Origin of the sequence: Delftia lacustris (assembly GCF_040267515.1) — a bacterium.
Lineage (GTDB): Bacteria > Pseudomonadota > Gammaproteobacteria > Burkholderiales > Burkholderiaceae_C > Comamonas > Comamonas tsuruhatensis.
The window spans coordinates 839,611-859,435 of record NZ_CP141274.1 but is presented as its reverse complement, the minus strand read 5'-3'; the positions used below and the strand labels follow the sequence as shown (position 1 = coordinate 859,435).

14 protein-coding genes are annotated in these 19,825 nt (G+C 65.1%); 13 read left to right on the top strand and 1 reads right to left on the bottom strand.

Annotated features, from left to right (window positions below; translation table 11 throughout):
* The first annotated feature begins 550 nt into the window (after positions 1-550).
* The 12 genes from U6958_RS05390 (at position 551) to U6958_RS05335 (ending at position 16,959) form a co-directional block, all read left to right on the top strand.
* Positions 551-1,138: a fimbrial protein gene (locus U6958_RS05390; RefSeq protein WP_034363243.1), complete on the top strand. Its 588-nt coding sequence runs from the start codon at positions 551-553 to the stop codon at positions 1,136-1,138.
* 113 nt (positions 1,139-1,251) lie between these two features.
* Positions 1,252-2,013: a molecular chaperone gene (locus U6958_RS05385; protein WP_016452763.1), complete on the top strand. Its 762-nt coding sequence runs from the start codon at positions 1,252-1,254 to the stop codon at positions 2,011-2,013.
* A 274-nt stretch (positions 2,014-2,287) separates the two neighbouring features.
* The gene (locus tag U6958_RS05380; protein ID WP_074922499.1) at positions 2,288-5,380 is read left to right on the top strand and encodes a fimbria/pilus outer membrane usher protein; all 3,093 of its coding nucleotides are present in this window, start codon (positions 2,288-2,290) and stop codon (positions 5,378-5,380) included.
* Between the two features lie 7 nt (positions 5,381-5,387).
* The gene (locus tag U6958_RS05375) at positions 5,388-5,987 is read left to right on the top strand and encodes a fimbrial protein (protein ID WP_244160488.1); all 600 of its coding nucleotides are present in this window, start codon (positions 5,388-5,390) and stop codon (positions 5,985-5,987) included.
* Between the two features lie 86 nt (positions 5,988-6,073).
* Positions 6,074-7,096 (top strand): fimbrial protein, encoded by a 1,023-nt coding sequence (locus U6958_RS05370; protein ID WP_083393620.1) that lies wholly within the window; start codon positions 6,074-6,076, stop codon positions 7,094-7,096.
* Between the two features lie 200 nt (positions 7,097-7,296).
* A complete protein-coding gene (putA, locus tag U6958_RS05365; RefSeq protein ID WP_074922500.1) occupies positions 7,297-11,334 on the top strand; it encodes a trifunctional transcriptional regulator/proline dehydrogenase/L-glutamate gamma-semialdehyde dehydrogenase in 4,038 nt (1,345 codons plus the stop codon).
* A gap of 79 nt (positions 11,335-11,413) precedes the next feature.
* A complete protein-coding gene (putP, locus tag U6958_RS05360; RefSeq protein ID WP_043790450.1) occupies positions 11,414-12,916 on the top strand; it encodes a sodium/proline symporter PutP in 1,503 nt (500 codons plus the stop codon).
* Positions 12,917-13,068: 152 nt separating this feature from the next.
* Positions 13,069-13,413: a type II toxin-antitoxin system RelE/ParE family toxin gene (locus U6958_RS05355; protein ID WP_013800422.1), complete on the top strand. Its 345-nt coding sequence runs from the start codon at positions 13,069-13,071 to the stop codon at positions 13,411-13,413.
* Positions 13,410-13,742 (top strand): helix-turn-helix domain-containing protein, encoded by a 333-nt coding sequence (locus U6958_RS05350; RefSeq protein WP_013800421.1) that lies wholly within the window; start codon positions 13,410-13,412, stop codon positions 13,740-13,742. Before U6958_RS05355 ends, U6958_RS05350 begins: the two co-directional genes overlap by 4 nt.
* A gap of 232 nt (positions 13,743-13,974) precedes the next feature.
* Complete coding sequence (locus U6958_RS05345; protein ID WP_016450058.1) at positions 13,975-14,961, top strand: TRAP transporter substrate-binding protein; 987 nt, start codon at positions 13,975-13,977, stop codon at positions 14,959-14,961.
* A gap of 176 nt (positions 14,962-15,137) precedes the next feature.
* Positions 15,138-15,653, top strand: a complete 516-nt coding sequence (locus U6958_RS05340; protein ID WP_013800419.1) for a TRAP transporter small permease — start codon at positions 15,138-15,140, stop codon at positions 15,651-15,653.
* A gap of 19 nt (positions 15,654-15,672) precedes the next feature.
* Positions 15,673-16,959: a TRAP transporter large permease gene (locus tag U6958_RS05335; protein WP_074922501.1), complete on the top strand. Its 1,287-nt coding sequence runs from the start codon at positions 15,673-15,675 to the stop codon at positions 16,957-16,959.
* A 219-nt stretch (positions 16,960-17,178) separates the two neighbouring features.
* Here the strand turns inward: U6958_RS05335 and U6958_RS05330 are convergent, their stop codons facing one another.
* The gene (locus U6958_RS05330) at positions 17,179-17,979 is read right to left on the bottom strand and encodes an IclR family transcriptional regulator (protein WP_012207743.1); all 801 of its coding nucleotides are present in this window, start codon (positions 17,977-17,979) and stop codon (positions 17,179-17,181) included.
* A gap of 165 nt (positions 17,980-18,144) precedes the next feature.
* Between U6958_RS05330 and U6958_RS05325 the strand changes: the two genes are divergently transcribed.
* Positions 18,145-19,797, top strand: a complete 1,653-nt coding sequence (locus U6958_RS05325; RefSeq protein ID WP_074922502.1) for a GMC family oxidoreductase — start codon at positions 18,145-18,147, stop codon at positions 19,795-19,797.
* Positions 19,798-19,825: the final 28 nt, after the last annotated feature.

The window sequence follows — 19,825 nt, the reverse complement described above, 5'->3', positions numbered from 1 at the left end:
GCGCCCCCTCCGCAGACACCATCACCCTCAGCACAGGCAACCGCCCGGCGCAGGCGGGCTGCGCACCCTCTTTCCCCCATTCGACAGAGCAAATCTAGGACTATTCCTAGATTCAGGCTCAAATAATCAGAATGCGCCCTATTTCATATAACGGCGGCGCACACCTAGAATCCATCACATACCCAAAGAACAGGTTTTTTCGCCTTTTTCTTTGACATATTCTCTCCTGAACCCCGTCCGCGCCATTGGGCACTGGTGTCTTTGAGCAATTCAATTTCAAACATGCCAGAGAAACAAACCTCGCCCATCCCTCGCCAACGCTCCCTCATCCGAACAATTTCTCCATGTCAGCGCCACCACCTATTCCAGCATGATCGCAACCCCTGCAAATCATTGACCATGCTGACAGTTACCAACCATTGGATTGATGAGGTGAACATGGAACACTGATGATTTATTAACCACTCAACCATTCACACACTCTCCTATTCCATCAGCGCATTCATCGCTGCTGGAATTTCATTTATCTCTTCAACTCGAGGGAATACCCATGAAAAAGATCGCATTGCTGACATCGGTTGCCGGCCTGGTCATGATGGCCATGAACACCGCTCAAGCAGCAGACGGCACCATCAACTTCACGGGCGAGGTGGTCACCACCACCTGCAAGGTGGACACCACGGTCGCCGGCGCCGCCAAGGACGGCGTGAAGCTGCCCAACGTGGCGAACAACCAGCTGGCCACCGTGGGTGCCACGGTCGGCCGCCAGGCGTTCTCGCTGGAACTCAGCGGCTGTGAGTTGGCCACCGCCACCTCCACAGCGCCCGTCTCCAAGGTCGCCGTGTTCTTCGAAGCCGGCCCCAACGTGGACCTGGTCACCGGCATGCTCAAGCCCGCAGCGGCCAGCGGTACTGGTGCGCCCGCCGTGGCCTCCGGTGTCCAGATCGCCATCGTGGATCCCAGCAACAACGAGCGCCTGAAGATCGGTTCCGCCCAATCGCGCTTTGTGGACATCGACAACAAGGTCGGTGGCAATGGCCGGGCCATCATGCGTTTCGCCTCCGAATACGTGGCCACCGGCCCCGTGACCGCAGGCCGTACCGACACCTCGGTGACCTACTCGCTGGTCTATCAGTAATCACTGACTTTCAGGCATATCGGCCGCCTTGCGGTGGTCGATATGCCGTGTCTTCTGCTTTCGTGACATGGGCCCGACCCCATTCTTTCGCTCAAAACCCAGAGAGTTCTCCGATGCTGACGATCAAACGTTCATATGGGCTTGCTGCCATCCTGTTGTCCCTTCTTCTTGGAACGGCGGCACAGGCCAGCGTGACATTGACGGGCACGCGCATCATCTTCCCCAGTGGCGAGAAGGAAGCCACCATCCAGCTCACCAACGAAGGCAGCAAACCTGCCCTGGTGCAGACCTGGCTGGACAAGGGCAACAACCAGGAATCGCCTGAGAACATCGACGTTCCCTTCGTCATCACGCCCACCATCATGCGCATCGAGGCGGGCAAGAGCCAGACGTTGCGCATCATCTATTCGGGCGAAGCACTGCCTGCCGACAAGGAATCCCTGTTCTGGCTCAACGTGCTGGACGTCCCGCCCAAGGCGGAAATGGAAGGCGACTCCAACAATCTCCAGTTCGCCTTTCGCACCCGTGTCAAGCTCATGTACCGACCCAGCAACCTGCCCGGCAATGCCCAGGAAGCTCCTGCCCAGCTTCAATGGTCGGTAGACGTTGACGCCAAAAACCAGCCTGTATTGAAAGCACGCAATCCCAGCGCCTTTGTGGTCAATGTGGCTGGCGTTGAAGTGCAACTCGGCGGCAAATCCTTCGAGGCAGGCGTCGGGCCCGTTCTTCCCGGCCAGGTGGCCACCTTTCCAATCAAGGAACCTGCGGGTGTCAATATGGCTGGCGCGGCAGGTGCCACGGTGATGTTCAGCAGCATCAATGATTGGGGCGCCAGTCTCAACCACGAAGCCAGAATCGGAAATTCCGCCCAATAAACAGGGCAATGCGAGCAAAGCCACGCGAATCCCCCGTCCTTTCCGGCCTGATTATCTAGTGCCACTGCATTTTCAGCCCGGCCAGCACACCGATACCCAGCGTTAATACCCGGCGAAACGGCATCGGTCTCTTTACCGGGACTGGCACATCGGCCTTGGCCGTTCGCTTTGCATCGGGCGCACAGCATTAGGAGATAAGCAAATGATCAGGCCAGTCTTTCCAGATTCAGAAAAGGGAATCAAAAGCCGGCATACAAGGCAAGGAAAAGGAACAATGCCGGGGCCAGGCCAAGGCCCTGCCGGATATTTCCAACTGAAGCCCGGCCATGCGCTGCTGCTCTCCGTGCTGGTGTGCTGGCAGTCCGAGGCCCAGCAGGGGCAGCAGGTCAAGGAAGTCACGACCTCCACGTCCACCGGCCAGTGGCAGCCCACGCCGGCTGCCGTCGACTTCGACCCCAGCTTTCTGAACACCGGCAAGCAGACCATTGACGTCTCGCGCTACTCGCGCGCCAACGTGGTCACGCCCGGCAACTACAGCCCCGACATCTACATCAACGGCAACTGGGTTGGCCGCCGCGAAGTGCAGTTCAAGGCCCAGTCCGGCTCACAGGACGCGCTGCCCTGCCTGGACAAGGCCCTGCTGGAGAAGGTGGGCATCGACCTCTCACGCCTGCCGCCCGAGGCCGCCTTGAAGCTGGCGGCCGACGGTGGCTGCAACCGTCTGGACCAGATCGTTGCGGGCGCCTTGACCAGTTTCGACTTCGGCAAGCAGCGACTGGACCTGAGCGTGCCCCAGGCCTCGCTACGCCGTTCGGTGCGCGGCTATGTCAGTCCCGACCAATGGAGCGCCGGCGTGCCTGTCGGCCTGCTCGGCTACCAGTTCAACACCTACCACGGGCGCTCCAGCAACGCAGAAAACACCACGCAGAGCTACCTGGGCCTGAACGGCGGCGTCAACATCGACCGCTGGCATTTCCGGCACAACGGCTCCTTCAGCTGGGCGGACACTGGACGGGGCAACTACCAGAACATCTCCACCTACGCACAGCGCGACATTGCCGACTGGTCTTCCCAGCTCATACTGGGCGACACCTACACGGGTGGCGACCTGATGGACTCCACCTCGTTTCGCGGCATACGCTTGAACAGTGATGACCGCATGCTGCCCGACTCCCAGCGCGGCTACGCGCCCGTGGTGCGCGGCGTGGCCAACACCAATGCCCGAGTCACCATCACGCAGAACGGCATCAAGCTCTACGAAACCACGGTGGCGCCCGGCGCCTTCGTCATCAACGACCTCTATCCCACGGGCTACGGTGGTGACCTGCAAGTCAGCATCACCGAGGCCAATGGCGCCGTGCGCAGCTTCTCCGTTCCCTACGCGGCCGTGCCGCTGTCGCTGCGTGAAGGGCAGAACCGATACAGCCTCACTGCGGGCGTGGTGCGCCACCTGCCCAACACCTCGCCCATGTTCTCCCAGGCCACGTGGCAGCACGGCTTCACCAATATGCTGACAGGCTACGGCGGCGTGTCCCTGGCCAAGGGCCATATCTCGCCCATGATTGGCGCAGCGCTCACCACGCCCTGGGGCGCCTTCGGTGCAGACATCACGCACGCCTCCACCAGCATCCCCCACGACGGTTCCTTTTCCGGGCAGAGCCTGCGGGCCAGCTACGCAAAATCCTTTGCCCAGACCGGCACCCACGTGGCCATTGCCGCCTATCGCTACTCCACCAACGGATTCTTCGGCCTCAACGACGCCATGCGCGCACGGGATCAGGCCAATCTGCTACGGCCCTCCACGGACCTGTACCGGCCGCGCAACCGCGCCTCCCTGGTCATGGGACAGCAGTTCGGGCCTGGGGGAGGCAACCTCAGCCTCACGGCGTCCACTGCCAAGTACTGGAACCGACAGGGCTCCAACGTCGACTACGCCATTGGCTACAGCAACTCGTTCCGCAACATCTCCTACAACCTCTCTGCGGCGCGCCAGCGTGATGCCTGGGGACAGTCCAACACGTTCCTGCACGTGGGCCTGTCGATTCCGCTCAGCATGGAGCGCGGCATGATGCTTTCCACCAATACCAACCGCGACTCGCGCGGCCGCGTGCAGGCCCAGGCCAACCTGTCCGGTCTGCTGGGCGACGACAACGCCATCTCCTACGGCCTCAGCGCCAACCACAACACCGGTGGAATGAATGGCAGCAGCACCAGTGCCAGCGCCAACGCCACCTACCGCGCATCGCAGACCGAACTCAGCGGCAGCGTCAGCGCCAGCAGCGGCTACCAGCAGTTCTCGGTAGGCGCGCGTGGCGCCATCGTGGCCCACCCGGGCGGCGTGACGCTGTCGCAATCGGTGTCTGACACCTTTGCCATCGTGGAGGCCAAGAACGCGGAGGGCGCGCGCATCAACAACGCGCCCGGAGTGAAGGTGGACAGCCGGGGCTATGCCGTCGTGCCCTACCTCACACCGTTCTCGATGAACGAGGTCTCCATTGATCCCAAGGGCCTTTCCACCGACGTTGAGCTCAAGGAAACCAGCCAGCACGTCGCGCCGCTGGCCGGTGCCGTGCCGCTGTTGGTCTTCAAGACGGCCTACGGCCGCTCGGCCGTGATCCGCGCGCGGCAGGCCGGCAACATGCCTGTGCCCTTTGGCGCCAGCGTGCTGGACATGGACGGCAAGGAGTTGGGCGTGATCGGCCAGGCCGGCAAGCTGCTGGCGCGCGGGCTATCAGACCAGGGCGAGCTGCAGGTGCAGTGGAAGACCGACACCGGCATGGTGGGCTGCAACCTCTCCTATACCCTGCCTGAAAGAAAGCGCAGCACCACCCACCAGCCGCCGCAAAGCCTGGAACTGCCCTGCGTGGCCAGCAACAAGCTGCTGCCTGCGGCCACCGACGTGGCATCTGCCAAGCCGGGCAAGACCGCGGCAACCTCAACCGCAACCACCAATGCCAAGACAGCCGTGGCAGGCGCCCCGGCCTCCAACGCTGCGTCGGCTGTGGCTCTGGCCGGCATCACCCAGGAACGCATGGCAGCAACGGCACCGGCCACGGCAGTCGCCAGCGCCCCGGCAGTCACTGCGGCGGCAGTGCTGCCCGCTCGTGCCACACAGCCGAGCGGCAGCCAGCAGGCACTGAAGCTGGAGCGCGACCTGGACGGCCTGCGCATGAGCGTCAAGATCAGCGCCTTGCCCACCACTGCACCAGTCATCGGCAACGCGGGCAGAACTCCCGTAGCGGCAGGGCACGACGCAGGCACCGGCAAGCACAAGCCGCCGCAGCAAACCTTGCGGGCTGACCGTCCGCTGGCCATCCTGCAGCCCAGCCTGAAGATCAGCGCCTTGAAGGCGGCGGACAAGACCTGAACCTGAGGTGAGCCCTCTTCCCAAAAGAGGGTTCGCGCTCGCCCAGGAAACACCACATGGTGCGGCAACCGACAAGCTTTTCGATAGCGCCCATTTACGCGCCAGCGGCACGCAGCAGATTGAAAAATTGAGCGGTTCAATATTGCAATACCGTGCCGGCAGCAATTCTGGCCAACTCTTGATCGATTTTCAAACAATCACACCAGTACAAATCATCCCTCAGGTGCCCACCTGCCGCGTATCCGCCTCCACCATAAATCTTCCTTTGGGGAATGTGTTCTTTCCGTCTTCCACGCCCGTGGGCACCACAGCCAACGAACAAGCCTTCAATATTTCGCTGAATCGCGCTGGGGGCAACAGCGCAACGGCGTCCCAGGCATCCAACGCAACAGGCGTAGCCATCCAGATCACCAGGCTCGATACTCCATTGAAATTCGGCCAGAACTCCGCAGCCGCGGGCAATACCAACCAGTGGTTTGCAGGCAGCGCCGTATTTGGGCAAGGCAAACTGGATATTCCCTTGAAGGCTCGCTATCTGAAGACCGCCGCCCAGGTGACGCCGGGCAAGGCCAATGGCGCTGCCACATTCACGATGAGCTATCAGTAGCACGGTCTGGTACTTCTGAGCTTTTGGGGAACCAACGTTCATGGGTGCATTGGGCAGCCCTTACCTGATGCTCGAAAGGAAACTCCGTGAAAAATGCACTTCGCATCCTCAAAAGTTCATTTATTCCATTGACTTGGGCCTTGACTACCCCTTCAACATGGGCCTTGTGCAAATTGAACACCAGCGACGGCTTGCCGTACTTTACGGCCGAGCTCTCCGGCATGACAGTTCCCGAATTCGCGCCTGGTGACTACAACATTGGAAGCACCATCTACAAATACAGCGGTCCGTTGAAACTTACCAATAAAATCCCAGAATCCAAGAAACCACAGTTTGAATGTGTTCCTGGAATAGAAGACTACCTCACAGGCATCGGCCCTCATGAAAATGGTCTCTATGCAGCCCCTGGAACCATCAAGAACATCAAGTTAAAATTAAGCGCCTTCACAATTCCGTTCCCTTTTTTGGTCTACTCAACAGTTCCAAAGACAAGTGGCAATTGGAATGAAGCGAGCTTTTATTATGATATCGAATTAATCAAAATGGGTCCCATCACCAGCGGTGGAATCTTATCTGGCTCTTTCGCTCAATCCCGCGCCAATGATGCGGCCGGACAATTGCTGGTCGATTTTCGTTTCGCGGCCCCGGTCGTCATTCGTCCCCGCGTTCCTACCTGCAAGGTCAGGATGAAAGAAATAAGGTTCGACATGGGCGCCGTGCTCATGAGGTCGTCCGGTGGCGTGGGAGCCACCAGCGCCAGCAGCGAGGAACAGAGCATTCAGCTGGACTGCTCGGGTGGCGATACAGGAACCGCAACGCAGGTGTACGTGACGCTGACCGATGTGACCGACCGCAACAACACGTCCTCCAACCTCACGCTGAACAGGACCTCCACGGCACGCGGCATTGCCGCGCAAATCCTCAGCAACGGCAAGCCGGTGCGGTTCGGCTCAGAGGCGGACGGCACCAGCCGATGGTTGGCTGGCGACGTTCCGCAAGGGCAGACGGCGTTCTCGATTCCGCTGCAGGGGCGCTACGTTCAAACGGAAGAACGGGTTGTACCCGGCAGCGCCAATGCTTCCGCAGAGTTCACCATCCACTATCAGTAAGCGCAGGCGCTGGAGCCATCCGGGGGAAGACCCGAGAGGCCGTGAGAGCGGCCCGCCTGGACGGGCTCCACGGGACCCAGCCTACCTGGGCAAACACAAAGGGTTTACCCCCTATCAAAAAAGGTGCAACCCATGTGAAATCACGCCGAATCCGGTTGCACCCCAGTCATCGAAAAACCACTTTCCCTTTCCAATCCATTATGTCCACCACCGTAGGCATCAAAGTCGACGACGCCTTGCGCGAGCGCATCCGCGTCGCAGCCCAGCAGATGGGTCGCACACCGCACTGGCTGATCAAGCAGGCCGTCGTCCAGTACGTCGATGCGCTGGAGCGCGGCGCAACCACCATCCGGCTTGCAGGCGCAGGCGACAGCCCTGGCGATGTCGCGATCGAAGAGGCGCAACCCAACGCCAGCCAAGAGGTGCAACCCTTTCTGGAATTCGCCCAATCCATCCTGCCGCAGACGCCGCTGCGCGCCGCGATCACGGCCGCCTGGCACCGGCCCGAGCCCGAGTGCCTGCCCGTGCTGCTGCCGCTGGCACGCGCCCAGGATGCCCAGCAGGCCGACAGGGTGCGCGAGCTGGCGACCCGGCTGGTACAGGGCCTGCGCGATGCTCCGGCCGGCAGCGGCGTGGCGGCGCTGGTGCAGGAGTTCTCGCTGTCCAGCCAGGAAGGCGTGGCGCTGATGTGCCTGGCCGAGGCGCTGCTGCGCATTCCCGACCGCGCCACGCGCGATGCGCTGATCCGCGACAAGATCAGCAAGGGCGACTGGCGCGCCCATGTGGGCCGCTCGCCCTCGCTGTTCGTGAACGCGGCGGCCTGGGGCCTGGTGCTGACGGGCAAGCTCACATCCACCAGCAGCGAGAAGAACCTGTCTTCGGCGCTGACGCGCGTGATCGGCAAGGGCGGCGAGCCCCTGATCCGCCAGGGCGTGCACCGCGCCATGAAGCTGATGGGCGAGCAGTTCGTGACGGGCCAGGACATCGCCGAGGCGCTGGCCAACAGCCGCGCCTATGAAAAGCAGGGCTTTCGCTACAGCTACGACATGCTGGGCGAGGCGGCCGCCACCGAGGCGGATGCGCAGCGCTACCTGCAGGCCTACGAGCAGGCCATCCACGCGATCGGCGCGGCGTCCAACGGGCGCGGCATCTTCGAGGGGCCGGGCATCTCCATCAAGCTGTCGGCCCTGCACCCGCGCTACAGCCGCGCGCAGTACGAGCGTGTGATGGCCGAGCTGCTGCCGCGCGTGCTGCGGCTGGCCGAGATGGCCAAGCAGTACGACATCGGCATGAACATCGACGCCGAAGAGGCCGACCGGCTGGAGCTGTCGCTGGACCTGCTGGAGTCGCTGTGCGCGGCGCCCTCGCTCAAGGGCTGGAACGGCATAGGCTTCGTGGTGCAGGCCTATCAAAAGCGCTGCCCGCAGGTGCTGGACCACCTGGTGGACCTGGCCCGCCGCAGCCGCCGCCGCCTGATGGTGCGGCTGGTCAAGGGCGCCTATTGGGACAGCGAGATCAAGCGCGCCCAGGAAGGCGGCCAGGCCGGTTACCCCGTCTATACGCGCAAGGTCTATACGGACGTGAGCTACCTGGCCTGCGCGCGCAAGCTGCTGGATGCGCCCGACGCCGTCTACCCCCAGTTCGCCACGCACAACGCGCAGACGCTGGCCAGCATCTACCACATGGCCCAGGCTGTGGGCGGCAGCTACTACAGCGGCCAGTACGAGTTCCAGTGCCTGCACGGCATGGGCGAGCCGCTGTACGCACAGGTGACGGGCCCGGCCTCCGAAGGCAAGCTGGCCCGCCCCTGCCGCATCTATGCGCCCGTGGGCAGCCATGAGACGCTGCTGGCCTATCTGGTGCGCCGCCTGCTGGAAAACGGTGCCAACACCTCGTTCGTGAACCGCATCGGTGACGCCTCCGTGCCGGTCTCCGAGCTGGTGGCCGACCCGGTGGACGAGGTGATGAAGATCGCCCGCGTTGAAGGCCGGCTGGGTGCGCCGCACCCGCGCATTGCACTGCCGGCCGACCTGTTTGCACGGCAGGGCGAGAAAGACGCGCAGGCCCGCGCCAATTCCCAGGGCCTGAATCTGGCGCACGAGCAGCAGCTGGCCTCATTGGCCGCCGCACTGCTGCACAGCACGCGCCAGACCTATCTGGCCGCGCCCGCAGAGGCCGACCTGCCTGCCGACCCGGCGCGTACCGAGGGCTGGCAGGCCATGCGCAATCCGGCCGAGCTGTCCGACATCGTGGGCTGGGTGCGCGAGGCCACCGCTGCGGAGGCCGAGGCCTGCGCCACCCGCGCCGCCCAGGCCGCGCCGATCTGGGCCGGCACGCCTGCCGCCGCCCGCGCCGATGCGCTGGCCCGCGCCGCCGATCTGCTGGAGCAGCGCAGCCAGCCGCTGATGGGCCTGATCATGCGAGAGGCCGGCAAGACCCTGCCCAACGCGGTGGCCGAGATCCGCGAGGCGGTGGACTTCCTGCGCTATTACGGCGCCCAGGTGGCTGCGCATTTCGACAACGCCACGCAGCGCCCGCTGGGCGTGGTGCTGGCCATCAGCCCCTGGAATTTTCCGCTGGCCATCTTCTGCGGACAGGTGGCCGCAGCCCTGGCTGCCGGCAATACCGTGCTGGCCAAGCCCGCCGAGCAGACCCCGCTGACGGCCGCCGCCATGGTGGCCCTGCTGCACGAGGCCGGCGTGCCACGCGATGCGCTGCAGCTGGTGCCCGGTGCGGGCGAGACCGTGGGCGCCGCCCTGGTGGCGCATCCGCTGGTGGCCGGCGTGATGTTCACGGGCTCCACCGAGGTGTCACGCCTGATTGCGCGCCAGCTGTCGCGCCGCCTGTCGCCCGCAGGCCGCCCCATTGCGCTGGTTGCCGAGACCGGCGGCCAGAACGCCATGGTGGTGGACTCCTCGGCCCTGGCCGAGCAGGTGGTGGCCGATGTGCTGGCCTCGGCCTTCGATTCGGCCGGCCAGCGCTGCTCTGCCCTGCGTCTGCTGTGCCTGCAGGAAGAGGTGGCCGACCGCACGCTGACCATGCTGCGCGATGCGCTGCAGGAGTGGACGCTGGGCAACCCCGACCGCCTGAGCACCGATGTGGGCCCCGTGATCGACGACGCGGCACGCCGCCAGATCGAGGAGCACATAGAGCAGATGGCCGCAGCGGGCCAGAAGGTCACCCGCGTGGAGCGCAAGGACGGCGTGCTCAACGGCCACTATGTGGCACCCGCCCTCATCGAGATCGACAGCACGGAGCGCCTGCAGCGCGAGGTCTTCGGCCCCGTGCTGCACGTGATCCGCTTCAGGCGCGAGCAGCTGGACGCGCTGGTCGATGGCATCAACGCCACCGGCTACGGCCTGACCTTCGGCGTGCACAGCCGCATCGACGAGACCATTGCCCACCTCACCCAGCGCGTGCATGCGGGCAACATCTATGTGAACCGCAATGTGATCGGCGCCATGGTGGGCGTGCAGCCCTTTGGCGGCATGGGCCTGTCGGGCACGGGCCCCAAGGCCGGCGGCCCGCTGTATCTGCACCGCTTGGTGCAGGGGCCTGCCAGCGCGGCGCTGTCGGTCTTCGCACGGGCGGAGTCGCCCGTCCAGGCGCCGCTGCAGCTGCTGGGCCTGCTGCGCGAGACGCTGTCCAAGGCGCCGCCGGATGCCATGTCCGCCGACGAGCAGGTGCAGGCCCTGGCCGCCTGCGATGCGGCAGCCTCCGCATCGCGCCTGGACGCGGCCATGCCGCTGCCCGGCCCCACGGGCGAATCCAACCGCTACCGCCTGCTGCCGCGCGGACCCGTCTGGGCACTGCCGCGCACGCCGCTGGGCCTGGTGGCCCAGGTGGCAGCGGCCCTGGCCAGCGGCAATGCCTGCCATGCGGTGCTGCCCGACAACGGAACAGGCGCCGACAGCGGCTGCGCCGCCACCTGGCAGGCGCTGCGCGCCGCTGCGGGCGATGCCGGTGTGCCATGGCTGCACAGCGCCAGCGCCGACTCCCTGGGCGATTCGGCAGCGCCCATGGCGGCCTTGCTGTTCGAGGGCGATGGCGACGCCCTGCTGCAGGTCTGCGCCCAGGTCGCCGCGCGCGACGGCGCCCTGGTGCGCGTGGAAAGCCGCAACAGCGACGAGCTGCACGCGGGCCGCGGCTATGACCTGGCCGCGCTGTTCCACGAGCAATCCATCAGCACCAATACCGCTGCCGCAGGCGGAAACGCTCAACTGATGACCATGGCTTGAACCGCCGGGGCCGGCACAACCGGCCCCTGGCAAGCGCCCCGCACCACCCGAAAAAACACGACCAACGCAGGACACTTCAATGCAATTCAACTGGAACGACCCGACGGCGATCATGTTCGCCATCTACCTGGTCGCCATGCTCGGCATCGGCGCCATCGGCTACTTCAGCACCAAGAATCTTTCCGACTACATCCTGGGCGGCCGCAGCCTGGGCAGCTTCGTGACGGCGCTGTCGGCCGGTGCCTCGGACATGAGCGGCTGGCTGCTGATGGGCCTGCCCGGAGCCATCTACCTGTCCGGCCTGTCGGAAGGCTGGATCGCCATCGGCCTGATCCTGGGCGCCTACCTGAACTGGCGCCTGGTGGCGGCGCGGCTGCGCCTGTACACCGAGCGCGCCGGCAATGCGCTGACGCTGCCCGACTACCTGGCCAACCGTTTCGAGGACCACTCCAGCGTGCTGCGCATCGTGACGGCCGTGGTGATCCTGGTGTTCTTCACGCTGTACTGCGCCTCGGGCGTGGTGGCGGGCGCGCGCCTGTTCGAGAACATGTTCGGCATGCCCTACAGCACGGCCCTGTGGGTGGGCGCGCTGTGCACCATCGCCTATGTGTTCATCGGCGGCTTCCTCGCTGTGAGCTGGACGGACACCATCCAGGCATCGTTGATGATCACGGCCCTGATCCTGGCGCCCGTGATCGCCTGGCTGGCCGTGCAGGGCCATCTGCAGCCGGGCCAGGACCTGCACGCCATCGTGGCGGCAGAGAAGTTCGACCTGTTCCGTGGCGCCAGCTTCGTGGGCGTGGTCTCGCTGCTGGCCTGGGGCCTGGGCTACTTCGGCCAGCCGCACATCCTGGTGCGCTTCATGGCGGCATCGTCGGTGCAGACCATTCCCTCGGCCCGCCGCATCAGCATGACCTGGATGATCCTGTGCCTGGCCGGCGCCGTGGCCGTGGGCTTCATCGGCATCCCCTACTTCGCGGCCAACCCCGCTGGCGCGGCCGCCGTGAACGCCAATGCCGAGACAGTGTTCATGGAGATCACCAAGCAGCTGTTCAACCCCTGGATCTCGGGCGCGCTGCTGGCAGCCATCCTGGCGGCCGTGATGAGCACGCTGTCGTGCCAGCTGCTGGTGTGCTCCAGCGCGCTGACCGAAGACATCTACCGCACCTTCCTGCGCAAGAACGCCAGCCAGATCGAACTGGTCTGGATCGGCCGTGCCATGGTGCTGCTGGTGGCCTTGATCGCCATCGCCATCGCCAGCAACCCCGACTCCAAGGTGCTGGGCATGGTCAGCTACGCCTGGGCCGGCTTCGGCGCCGCCTTCGGCCCGGTGATCATCCTGTCGCTGTTCTGGAGCCGCATGACGCGCGGCGGCGCGCTGGCCGGCATCATCACCGGCGCCGTGACGGTGCTGGTGTGGAAGCAGTTCGGCTGGCTGGGCCTGTACGAGATCATCCCCGGCTTCATCCTGGCCTGGCTGGCCACGGTGGTCGTCAGCCGCATGGGCCCTGCGCCTTCGCAAAGCATCCTGAAGGCGCATGCGGCGGTGGAAAACGAGTTCGAGCGGATCGGGGCACGCTGAGCCGTGCGCACGAAGACGGCACCCCTGCCATGACGCAAAACGCCCGATGCCTGCGCCTCGGGCGTTTTTGCTTTGATGCACGCACTCGAAAGGCCATACAGCCGCTTTACGCCTTCGGCATGCCTGTATAAAATTTTATACAAGGATCTTCCATGGAGCAGGACAAAGACATCCGCTGGGTCGGATCCTCATACGACGATCTGCGGGACTTTCCCGCAGGCCCCAGGCGAGATGCGGGCTTTCAGTTGAGCAAGGTTCAGGCAGGCCAGGAACCGGAGGACTGGAAACCCTTCGACGACGTGGGCGCCGGGACACGGGAGATCCGCGTGAGGGACGCCAGCGGAGCGTTCCGGGTGATGTATGTGGCCAAGTTCGAGGAAGCGGTCTATGTATTGCACTGCTTCCAGAAGAAATCACAGGTTACAAGCCGGCACGACAAGGACATCGCATCGGCGCGCTACCGTGCCGTGGTCCACATGAGAAAGGCCAACAAATGAAGATCGATACAGAAATCCGCCATGTGACCAAGGCGAAGGCAAACCTCTTTCTGGAGCTGGGCTTTCCTGAAGACGAGGCATTGAAGCTGCAAGCTGCATCGCGCCAGCAGATCAACGACACCCATCTTCTCAAGGAGCAGCTGATGGCGGAGCTGGCGCAATGGATTGCACAGCATCACCTGAAGCAGTCAGACGCGGCAGAGATCCTGATGGTGTCCCGCCCGCGCATCTCGGATGTGGTGAATAGAAAGACTGCAAAGTTCACCATTGACGCCCTGGTTGAAATGTTGAGCCGCGTGGGAAAGCCGGTGCGTCTGTCCATTGGTTGATATGCCGGTCGCTGCCCACGACATCGCCAAATCAGATGTACATCAACGCACATGACGAGCGCTTTGTACGTGGTCGCCACAAGGGGAGTGGTCACTACAATCCAGGGGCTCTTTTTTTCATCGCCGGGCCGCCCCAGGATGAAAAGCGGCCCCCTGCGGGGGACCGCGGACCTTGCCCTGCAAGGGGAGCGTGGGGGCCATTTTTCAACACACAACAAGTGAGACTGCCGCTATGCAAATGATCCGCCGCACCCTTCTTTCGACCTGCGTGGCCGCCATGGCGGCTGCTTCGGCTGGCGCCGTACTGGCCCAGACCAAGGAGGTCAAGGTGGGCTACGCCCTGGCCGTGAATTCGCACTACGGCGCGGCTGCCCAGGCCTGGGCCGATGCGGTGGAAAAGGGCACGAACGGCGCCTACAAGTTCAAGCAGTTCCCCGCGTCCGCCCTGGGCGGCGAACGCGAGCTGATCGAGGGCCTGCAGCTGGGCACGGTGGAGGCGGCCATCGTCTCCACGGGCGCCATCAGCAACTTCGTGCCCGATGTGGGCGTGGTGGACATTCCCTTCCTGTTCCGCGACACGCAGCATGCGCGCGCCGTGCTGGACGGCGCCTTCGGCCAGGAGCTGCTGGCCAAGTTCAGCAAGCGCGGCCTGGTCGCGCTGGCCTGGGGCGAGCAGGGCTTTCGCCACCTGTCCAACAACAAGCACGCCGTCAACGGCGTGGCCGATCTCAAGGGCCTGAAGATCCGCGTGACCGAGAACCCCGTGCACATCACGGCCTTCCGCACGCTGGGCGCATCGCCCACGCCCATGTCCTGGCCCGAAGTGATCGGTGCGCTGCAGCAGGGCACGATCGACGGCCAGGAGAACCCGATCTCGGTGCTGGCCTCGGCCAAGCTGTGGCAGGTGCAAAAGCACCTGACGCTGACGGCCCACGTGTACGCGCCCATGGCCCTGCTGGTGTCGCCCTCGTTCTGGGGCACGCTGAACGACAGCCAGAAGGCGGCCTTCACGCAGGGCGCCAAGTCGGGCGCCATCGCTTCGCGCGTGTTCGTGGACACGGTGGAGAAGAAGGGCGTGGAAGAAGCCAAGAGCCACGGCATGCAGGTGGTGGAGAAGGTGGACCAGGCCGCCTTCCGCACGGCACTGGAGCCGGCCTACAAGGAATACGCGAAGAAGTTCGGCCAGAAGACGCTGGACACCATCGCCAACGCCAAGTAGTCCCCTGACGCATTGCGGGCTGCGGCCCGCAATGCAGGGCGCCCCGCTGCGGGCAACACCTGTGGCCCCGCACGGCGCCCGCGCCGATGATCTGACCTCCGACGGCAGCCCGGCCCTTGCCGCTATCGCGGCTCTTGCGGCTTTTTGCCCCTGCCCTCCTGCCCTCGCCCACTCCTATGCTCAACCGAATCGAACGCGCCCTTGTGGCCTGCAACCGCTGGCTGCTGATCGTGCTGCTGCTGGCCATGGCCTGCATCGTGTTTGCCAATGTGGTGCTGCGCTACACCACGGGCGACTCCATTGTCTGGGCCGAGGAAGTGGCCCGGCACATGATGATCTGGGTCACCTTCCTGGGCGCGGGCCTGGTGCTGCGCTTCGGTGGCCATGTGGCCATCGACAACCTGCACCGCTCGGTGGGCACGCGCAAGGCGCAGTGGCTACGCCGCCTTGTGGTGCTGGGCGTGGGCCTGTTCTGCGCGGTGATGGCGGTGGCCTCGTCGCAGTACGTCTGGGCCACGCGCTTCCAGACCACGGCGGCCACGGACATTCCGATCTCCTTCGTCTACGCGGCCATGCCCGTGGGCTTCGTGCTGATGCTGGTGCATCTGCTGTTCATTGCGCGCGGGTATATCGCAGACGGCTCGTTCGCGGAGTCGGATGAGATGGATGCCGACGCAGCCGCATCGATCTGATCCACCAGGCAGACACATCATGGGTATCACGCTTTTCATCGCCATCATCGTCCTGCTCACGCTGGGCTTTCCGGTGGCCTTCGCGCTGGCGATCTCCGCCGCGCTGGCCGTCTTCGTGGGGGGCCGCTATCCGCAGCTCATCGTGTTCAAGGAGATGTTCACGGGCATAGACAGCTTTCCGCTGATGGCCGTGCCCTTCTTCATCCTGGCGGCCGAGCTGATGTCGGGCGGCGCGCTCACGCATGTGCTGCTGCGCTTTGCAGCGCAGTTCGTGGGCCATCTGCGCGGCGGCCTGGGCTATGCCAATGTGCTGTCGCTGACGCTGTTCTCGGGCATTTCGGGCTCGGCCCTGGCCGATGCGGCCGGCCCCGGCTCGATGATGGTCAAGATGATGGACAAGGCCGGCTACGCGCGCTCCTACGCGGCGGCGCTGACGGCCAGCACGGCCATCGTGGGGCCCATCATTCCGCCGTCGGTGAGCATGATCATCTACGCGCTGCAGGATGAGAACGTGTCGGTGGGGGGGCTGTTCATGGCCGGCTTCATCCCCGGCATCCTGATCGCGCTGGCCATGGCCGCCGTGAACTGGTGGGTGTGCAAGAAGCGCGACTACCGCTCCACCGAGCCGCGCCCTGACGGCCGCACGATGTGGATCAACAGCTTCAAGGCGATTCCCGCGCTGATGCTGATCGTGCTCATCGTGGTGGGCATCCGCTTCGGCATCTTCACGCCCACCGAGGCTTCGGTGGTGGCCGTGTTCTACGCCCTGGTCTGCGGCAAGTGGGTGTACCGCACGCTGCAGTGGTCGGCGCTGCCGGGCATTGCGGCGCGCTCGGCCATGCTGACGGCCTCGGTGCTGCTGGTAATGGCGACTTCGGCGGCCTTTGCCTGGGTGCTGACGGTGGAGGGCATTCCGCAGTACCTGTCCGAGCTGATCGTGAGCTGGCAGCTGTCGCCCACCCTGTTCCTGATCGCGGTGAACATCCTGCTGCTGGTGTTCGGCATCTTCATGGAGCCGCTGCCCGGCGTGATGATCCTGGTGCCCATCCTGGCGCCCATTGCGTTCAGCCTGGGCATCGATCCCACGCACTTCGCCATGGTGGTGATCGTGAACCTGACGCTGGGCATGATCACGCCGCCCGTGGGCGGGCTGCTGTTCGTGACCTCGGTGGCCACGCGCGTGTCCATCACCGATCTCACGCGCGAGATGCCGCTGTTCCTGTTGGCCCACTTCGTGGTGCTGTGCCTGCTGACCTTCATCCCCGCGCTGTTCACCTGGTTGCCGCATACGCTGGGCTTCCAGTGACGACAAGGGCCTCCGAGTGAGGCCCTTTTTTTGCCGCCTGGCCGCCCCAAGGCATAAAGCGCCCCCCTGGTGGGCAGCGGACCTTGCGCAGCAAGGGCAGCGTGGGGGCCTTTTTTTGCCGCCGGGCCGCCCCAAGGCAAAAAGCGGCCCCCTTGGGGGGCAGCGGACCTTGCGCAGCAAGGGTAGCGTGGGGGCCTTTTTTCCGGGGTGCCCAGCGCCTCAGAAGAGCAGGCCGGCCATGCGCTGGGCCGTTTCCTTCAGGTGCGGCAGGCCCTCCAGCGCCTGCGCCAGCGGCATGCGCGCCTCGGGCGCATGCACGGCCAGCGTGGCGCGGCACTGGCCCTTGGCATCGCGCACGGGCACGGCCACGGCGATCATGCCGCGCATGAATTCCTCGCGGTCGCAGGAGTGGCCTTCGCGCACGATGCGCGCGCACTCCTGTGCCAGCGCCTCGGGCGTGGTCAGCGTGTTGGCCGTGCAGGCGGTGAGTTCCACGCTGTCCAGAATGGCGGCGCGCCGGGCCGCAGGCATATGGGCCAGGAACAGCTTGCCGCTGGCCGTGGCGTGGATGGGCACCATCGATCCGGCCTCCAGCTGGATGCGCAGCGGCCAGTGGGTCTCGACACGGTCCAGGTAGCGCACGCGCGTGCCGTCCAGCACGGTGAGGTTGCAGGTCTCGCCCAGACGGGCCACCAGCTGGGACAGCAGCTCATGGCGCAGGGCCTGGCGTGGGTCGGCTTGCAGGGCGCGCACCGCCAGGCTCAGCAGCTTGGGGCCCGGGGAGAAGCTGCGGTCACCCTCGTGGCGCAGCAGCCATTGCCGCGCCTCCAGGTGGGAGCACAGGCGCGAGGCCGTGGCCTTGGGCAGGTTGAGCGCGGCTGCGATGTCCATGAGGCCCGGCGGGGCCTCGGCCTGGGTCACGAAATCGAGCACGGCCAGGGAGCGATCGGAGACCGAGTTCGCTTCGTCCTGCCGTGCAGGGGTGGGGTCCGGGGCAGCGCTGGCAAGGGATGGCGGCATGGGGCGGTGTCGTGTCGTGTGGAAGGCCGGAAACGCTTTCGATCATGCCTGATCGCCAGGAGGCGGCAAGGGTTTGCGCGGGGTTGCAGTCCACGGCGGAAACGAATAAGTTTCACCCAAAGGAACAAATAGTTCCTTCAAAAGAAACTAAAAAGGAGCCACTGCATGCCGGACCCCATCGACAGCTATGACTACGTGATCGTGGGAGCAGGCTCTGCCGGCTGCGTGCTGGCCGCGCGCCTGTCCGAGGACCCGGCCACGCGGGTGCTGCTGCTGGAGGCCGGCCCGCCGGACCGCTCGCCCTGGATCCACCTGCCCATCGGCTACGGCAAGACCATGTGGAGCCCCGTCTACAACTGGAAGTTCGAGACCGACCCGGACCCCAACATGAACGGCCGGCGCATCTACTGGCCGCGCGGCCGCACGCTGGGCGGCAGCAGTTCGATCAACGGCCTGATCTACGTGCGCGGCCAGCGCGAGGACTACGACCACTGGGCGGCGCTGGGCAATGCGGGCTGGTCGTATGAGGAGGTGCTGCCCTACTTTGTGAAGTCCGAAGGCAATGCGCGCGGCGCCTTCCCGGGCCATGGCGCGGACGGGCCGCTCAAGGTCTCGGACATCGGCGCCCGGCATCCGCTGATCGAGGCCTTCATCGCCGGTGCAGGCCAGGTCGGCGTGCCCCGCACCGAGGATTTCAACGGCCGCGACCAGGAGGGCGCGGGCTACTACCAGCTCACCACCCACAAGGGCCTGCGCTGCAGTACGGCCAAGGCCTATCTGGGCGAGGCCCGGCGCCGCCCCAATCTGCGCATAGAGACCGACGCCATGGCCACGCAGCTGGTGCTGCGTGGCCGGCGCGCCACCGGCATCCGCTACCGGCAAGGCGGGCAGGAGCGCCAGGCCGAGGCGCGGGCCGAAGTGATTCTGTCGGCAGGCGCCATCCAGTCGCCGCAGCTGCTGCAACTGTCGGGCATAGGCCCGGCCGCGCTGTCGCAGTCCCTGGGGATTCCCGTGGTGCACGATCTGCCGGGCGTGGGCGAGAACCTGCAGGACCATCTTCAGATACGCCTGGGCTACGAATGCAGCCAGCCCATCACCACCAATGACCAGCTCAATTCCTGGGTGGGCAGGACCAGGCTGGGGCTGGAGTGGCTGCTGTTCCGCTCGGGCGCGCTGGCCGTGGGCATCAACCAGGGCGGCTGCTTCATGCGTGCGCTCAGGGACGAGCAGTGCCGGCCCGTGGCCGCCACGCCCGACATCCAGTTCCACGTCTCCACGCTGTCGGCCGACATGGCAGGCGGCCAGGTCCATCCGTACTCGGGCTTCACCATGTCGGTCTGCCAGCTGCGGCCCGAATCGCGCGGGCGCTTGCGCATCCGCTCGCGCGATGCCTTCGAGCCGCCTTCCATCCAGCCCAACTACCTGGCCACCGACCTGGACCGCCGTACCAACGTGGCGGCCGTGCGCGCGGCACGCGCCATTGCCGACACACCGGCCATGCGCCCCTTTGTGAAGCGGGAGGTCAAGCCCGGCCCCGATGCGCACAGCGATGCGGAGCTGCTGGAGTTCTGCCGCAACCACGGCGCCACCATCTTCCACCCCAGCGGCACCTGCCGCATGGGCAGCGATGCCCTGGCCGTGGTCGATGCGCGCCTGCGCGTGCATGGCATGGCCGGGCTGCGCGTGGTCGATTGCTCGGTCATGCCCACCCTGGTCTCGGGCAACACCAACGCGCCCGTGGTGATGATGGCCGAGAAGGCCGCCGACATGGTTCGCGAAGACAGGCACGAAGAGACAGGGCAGCTCAAGGTCGCATGACTGCCCGTTCCTGCATCCCGGCAATGCG

Excerpts from the sequence above, each read along its gene's own strand:
- U6958_RS05390 (WP_034363243.1), top strand. The coding sequence starts at position 551 with ATGAAAAAGATCGCATTGCTGACATCGGTTGCCGGCCTGGTCATGATG.
- U6958_RS05385 (WP_016452763.1), top strand. The coding sequence starts at position 1,252 with ATGCTGACGATCAAACGTTCATATGGGCTTGCTGCCATCCTGTTGTCC.
- U6958_RS05380 (WP_074922499.1), top strand. The coding sequence starts at position 2,288 with ATGCCGGGGCCAGGCCAAGGCCCTGCCGGATATTTCCAACTGAAGCCC.
- putA (WP_074922500.1), top strand. The coding sequence starts at position 7,297 with ATGTCCACCACCGTAGGCATCAAAGTCGACGACGCCTTGCGCGAGCGC.
- putP (WP_043790450.1), top strand. The coding sequence starts at position 11,414 with ATGCAATTCAACTGGAACGACCCGACGGCGATCATGTTCGCCATCTAC.
- U6958_RS05355 (WP_013800422.1), top strand. The coding sequence starts at position 13,069 with ATGGAGCAGGACAAAGACATCCGCTGGGTCGGATCCTCATACGACGAT.
- U6958_RS05350 (WP_013800421.1), top strand. The coding sequence starts at position 13,410 with ATGAAGATCGATACAGAAATCCGCCATGTGACCAAGGCGAAGGCAAAC.
- U6958_RS05345 (WP_016450058.1), top strand. The coding sequence starts at position 13,975 with ATGCAAATGATCCGCCGCACCCTTCTTTCGACCTGCGTGGCCGCCATG.
- U6958_RS05340 (WP_013800419.1), top strand. The coding sequence starts at position 15,138 with ATGCTCAACCGAATCGAACGCGCCCTTGTGGCCTGCAACCGCTGGCTG.
- U6958_RS05335 (WP_074922501.1), top strand. The coding sequence starts at position 15,673 with ATGGGTATCACGCTTTTCATCGCCATCATCGTCCTGCTCACGCTGGGC.
- U6958_RS05330 (WP_012207743.1), bottom strand. The coding sequence starts at position 17,979 with ATGCCGCCATCCCTTGCCAGCGCTGCCCCGGACCCCACCCCTGCACGG.
- U6958_RS05325 (WP_074922502.1), top strand. The coding sequence starts at position 18,145 with ATGCCGGACCCCATCGACAGCTATGACTACGTGATCGTGGGAGCAGGC.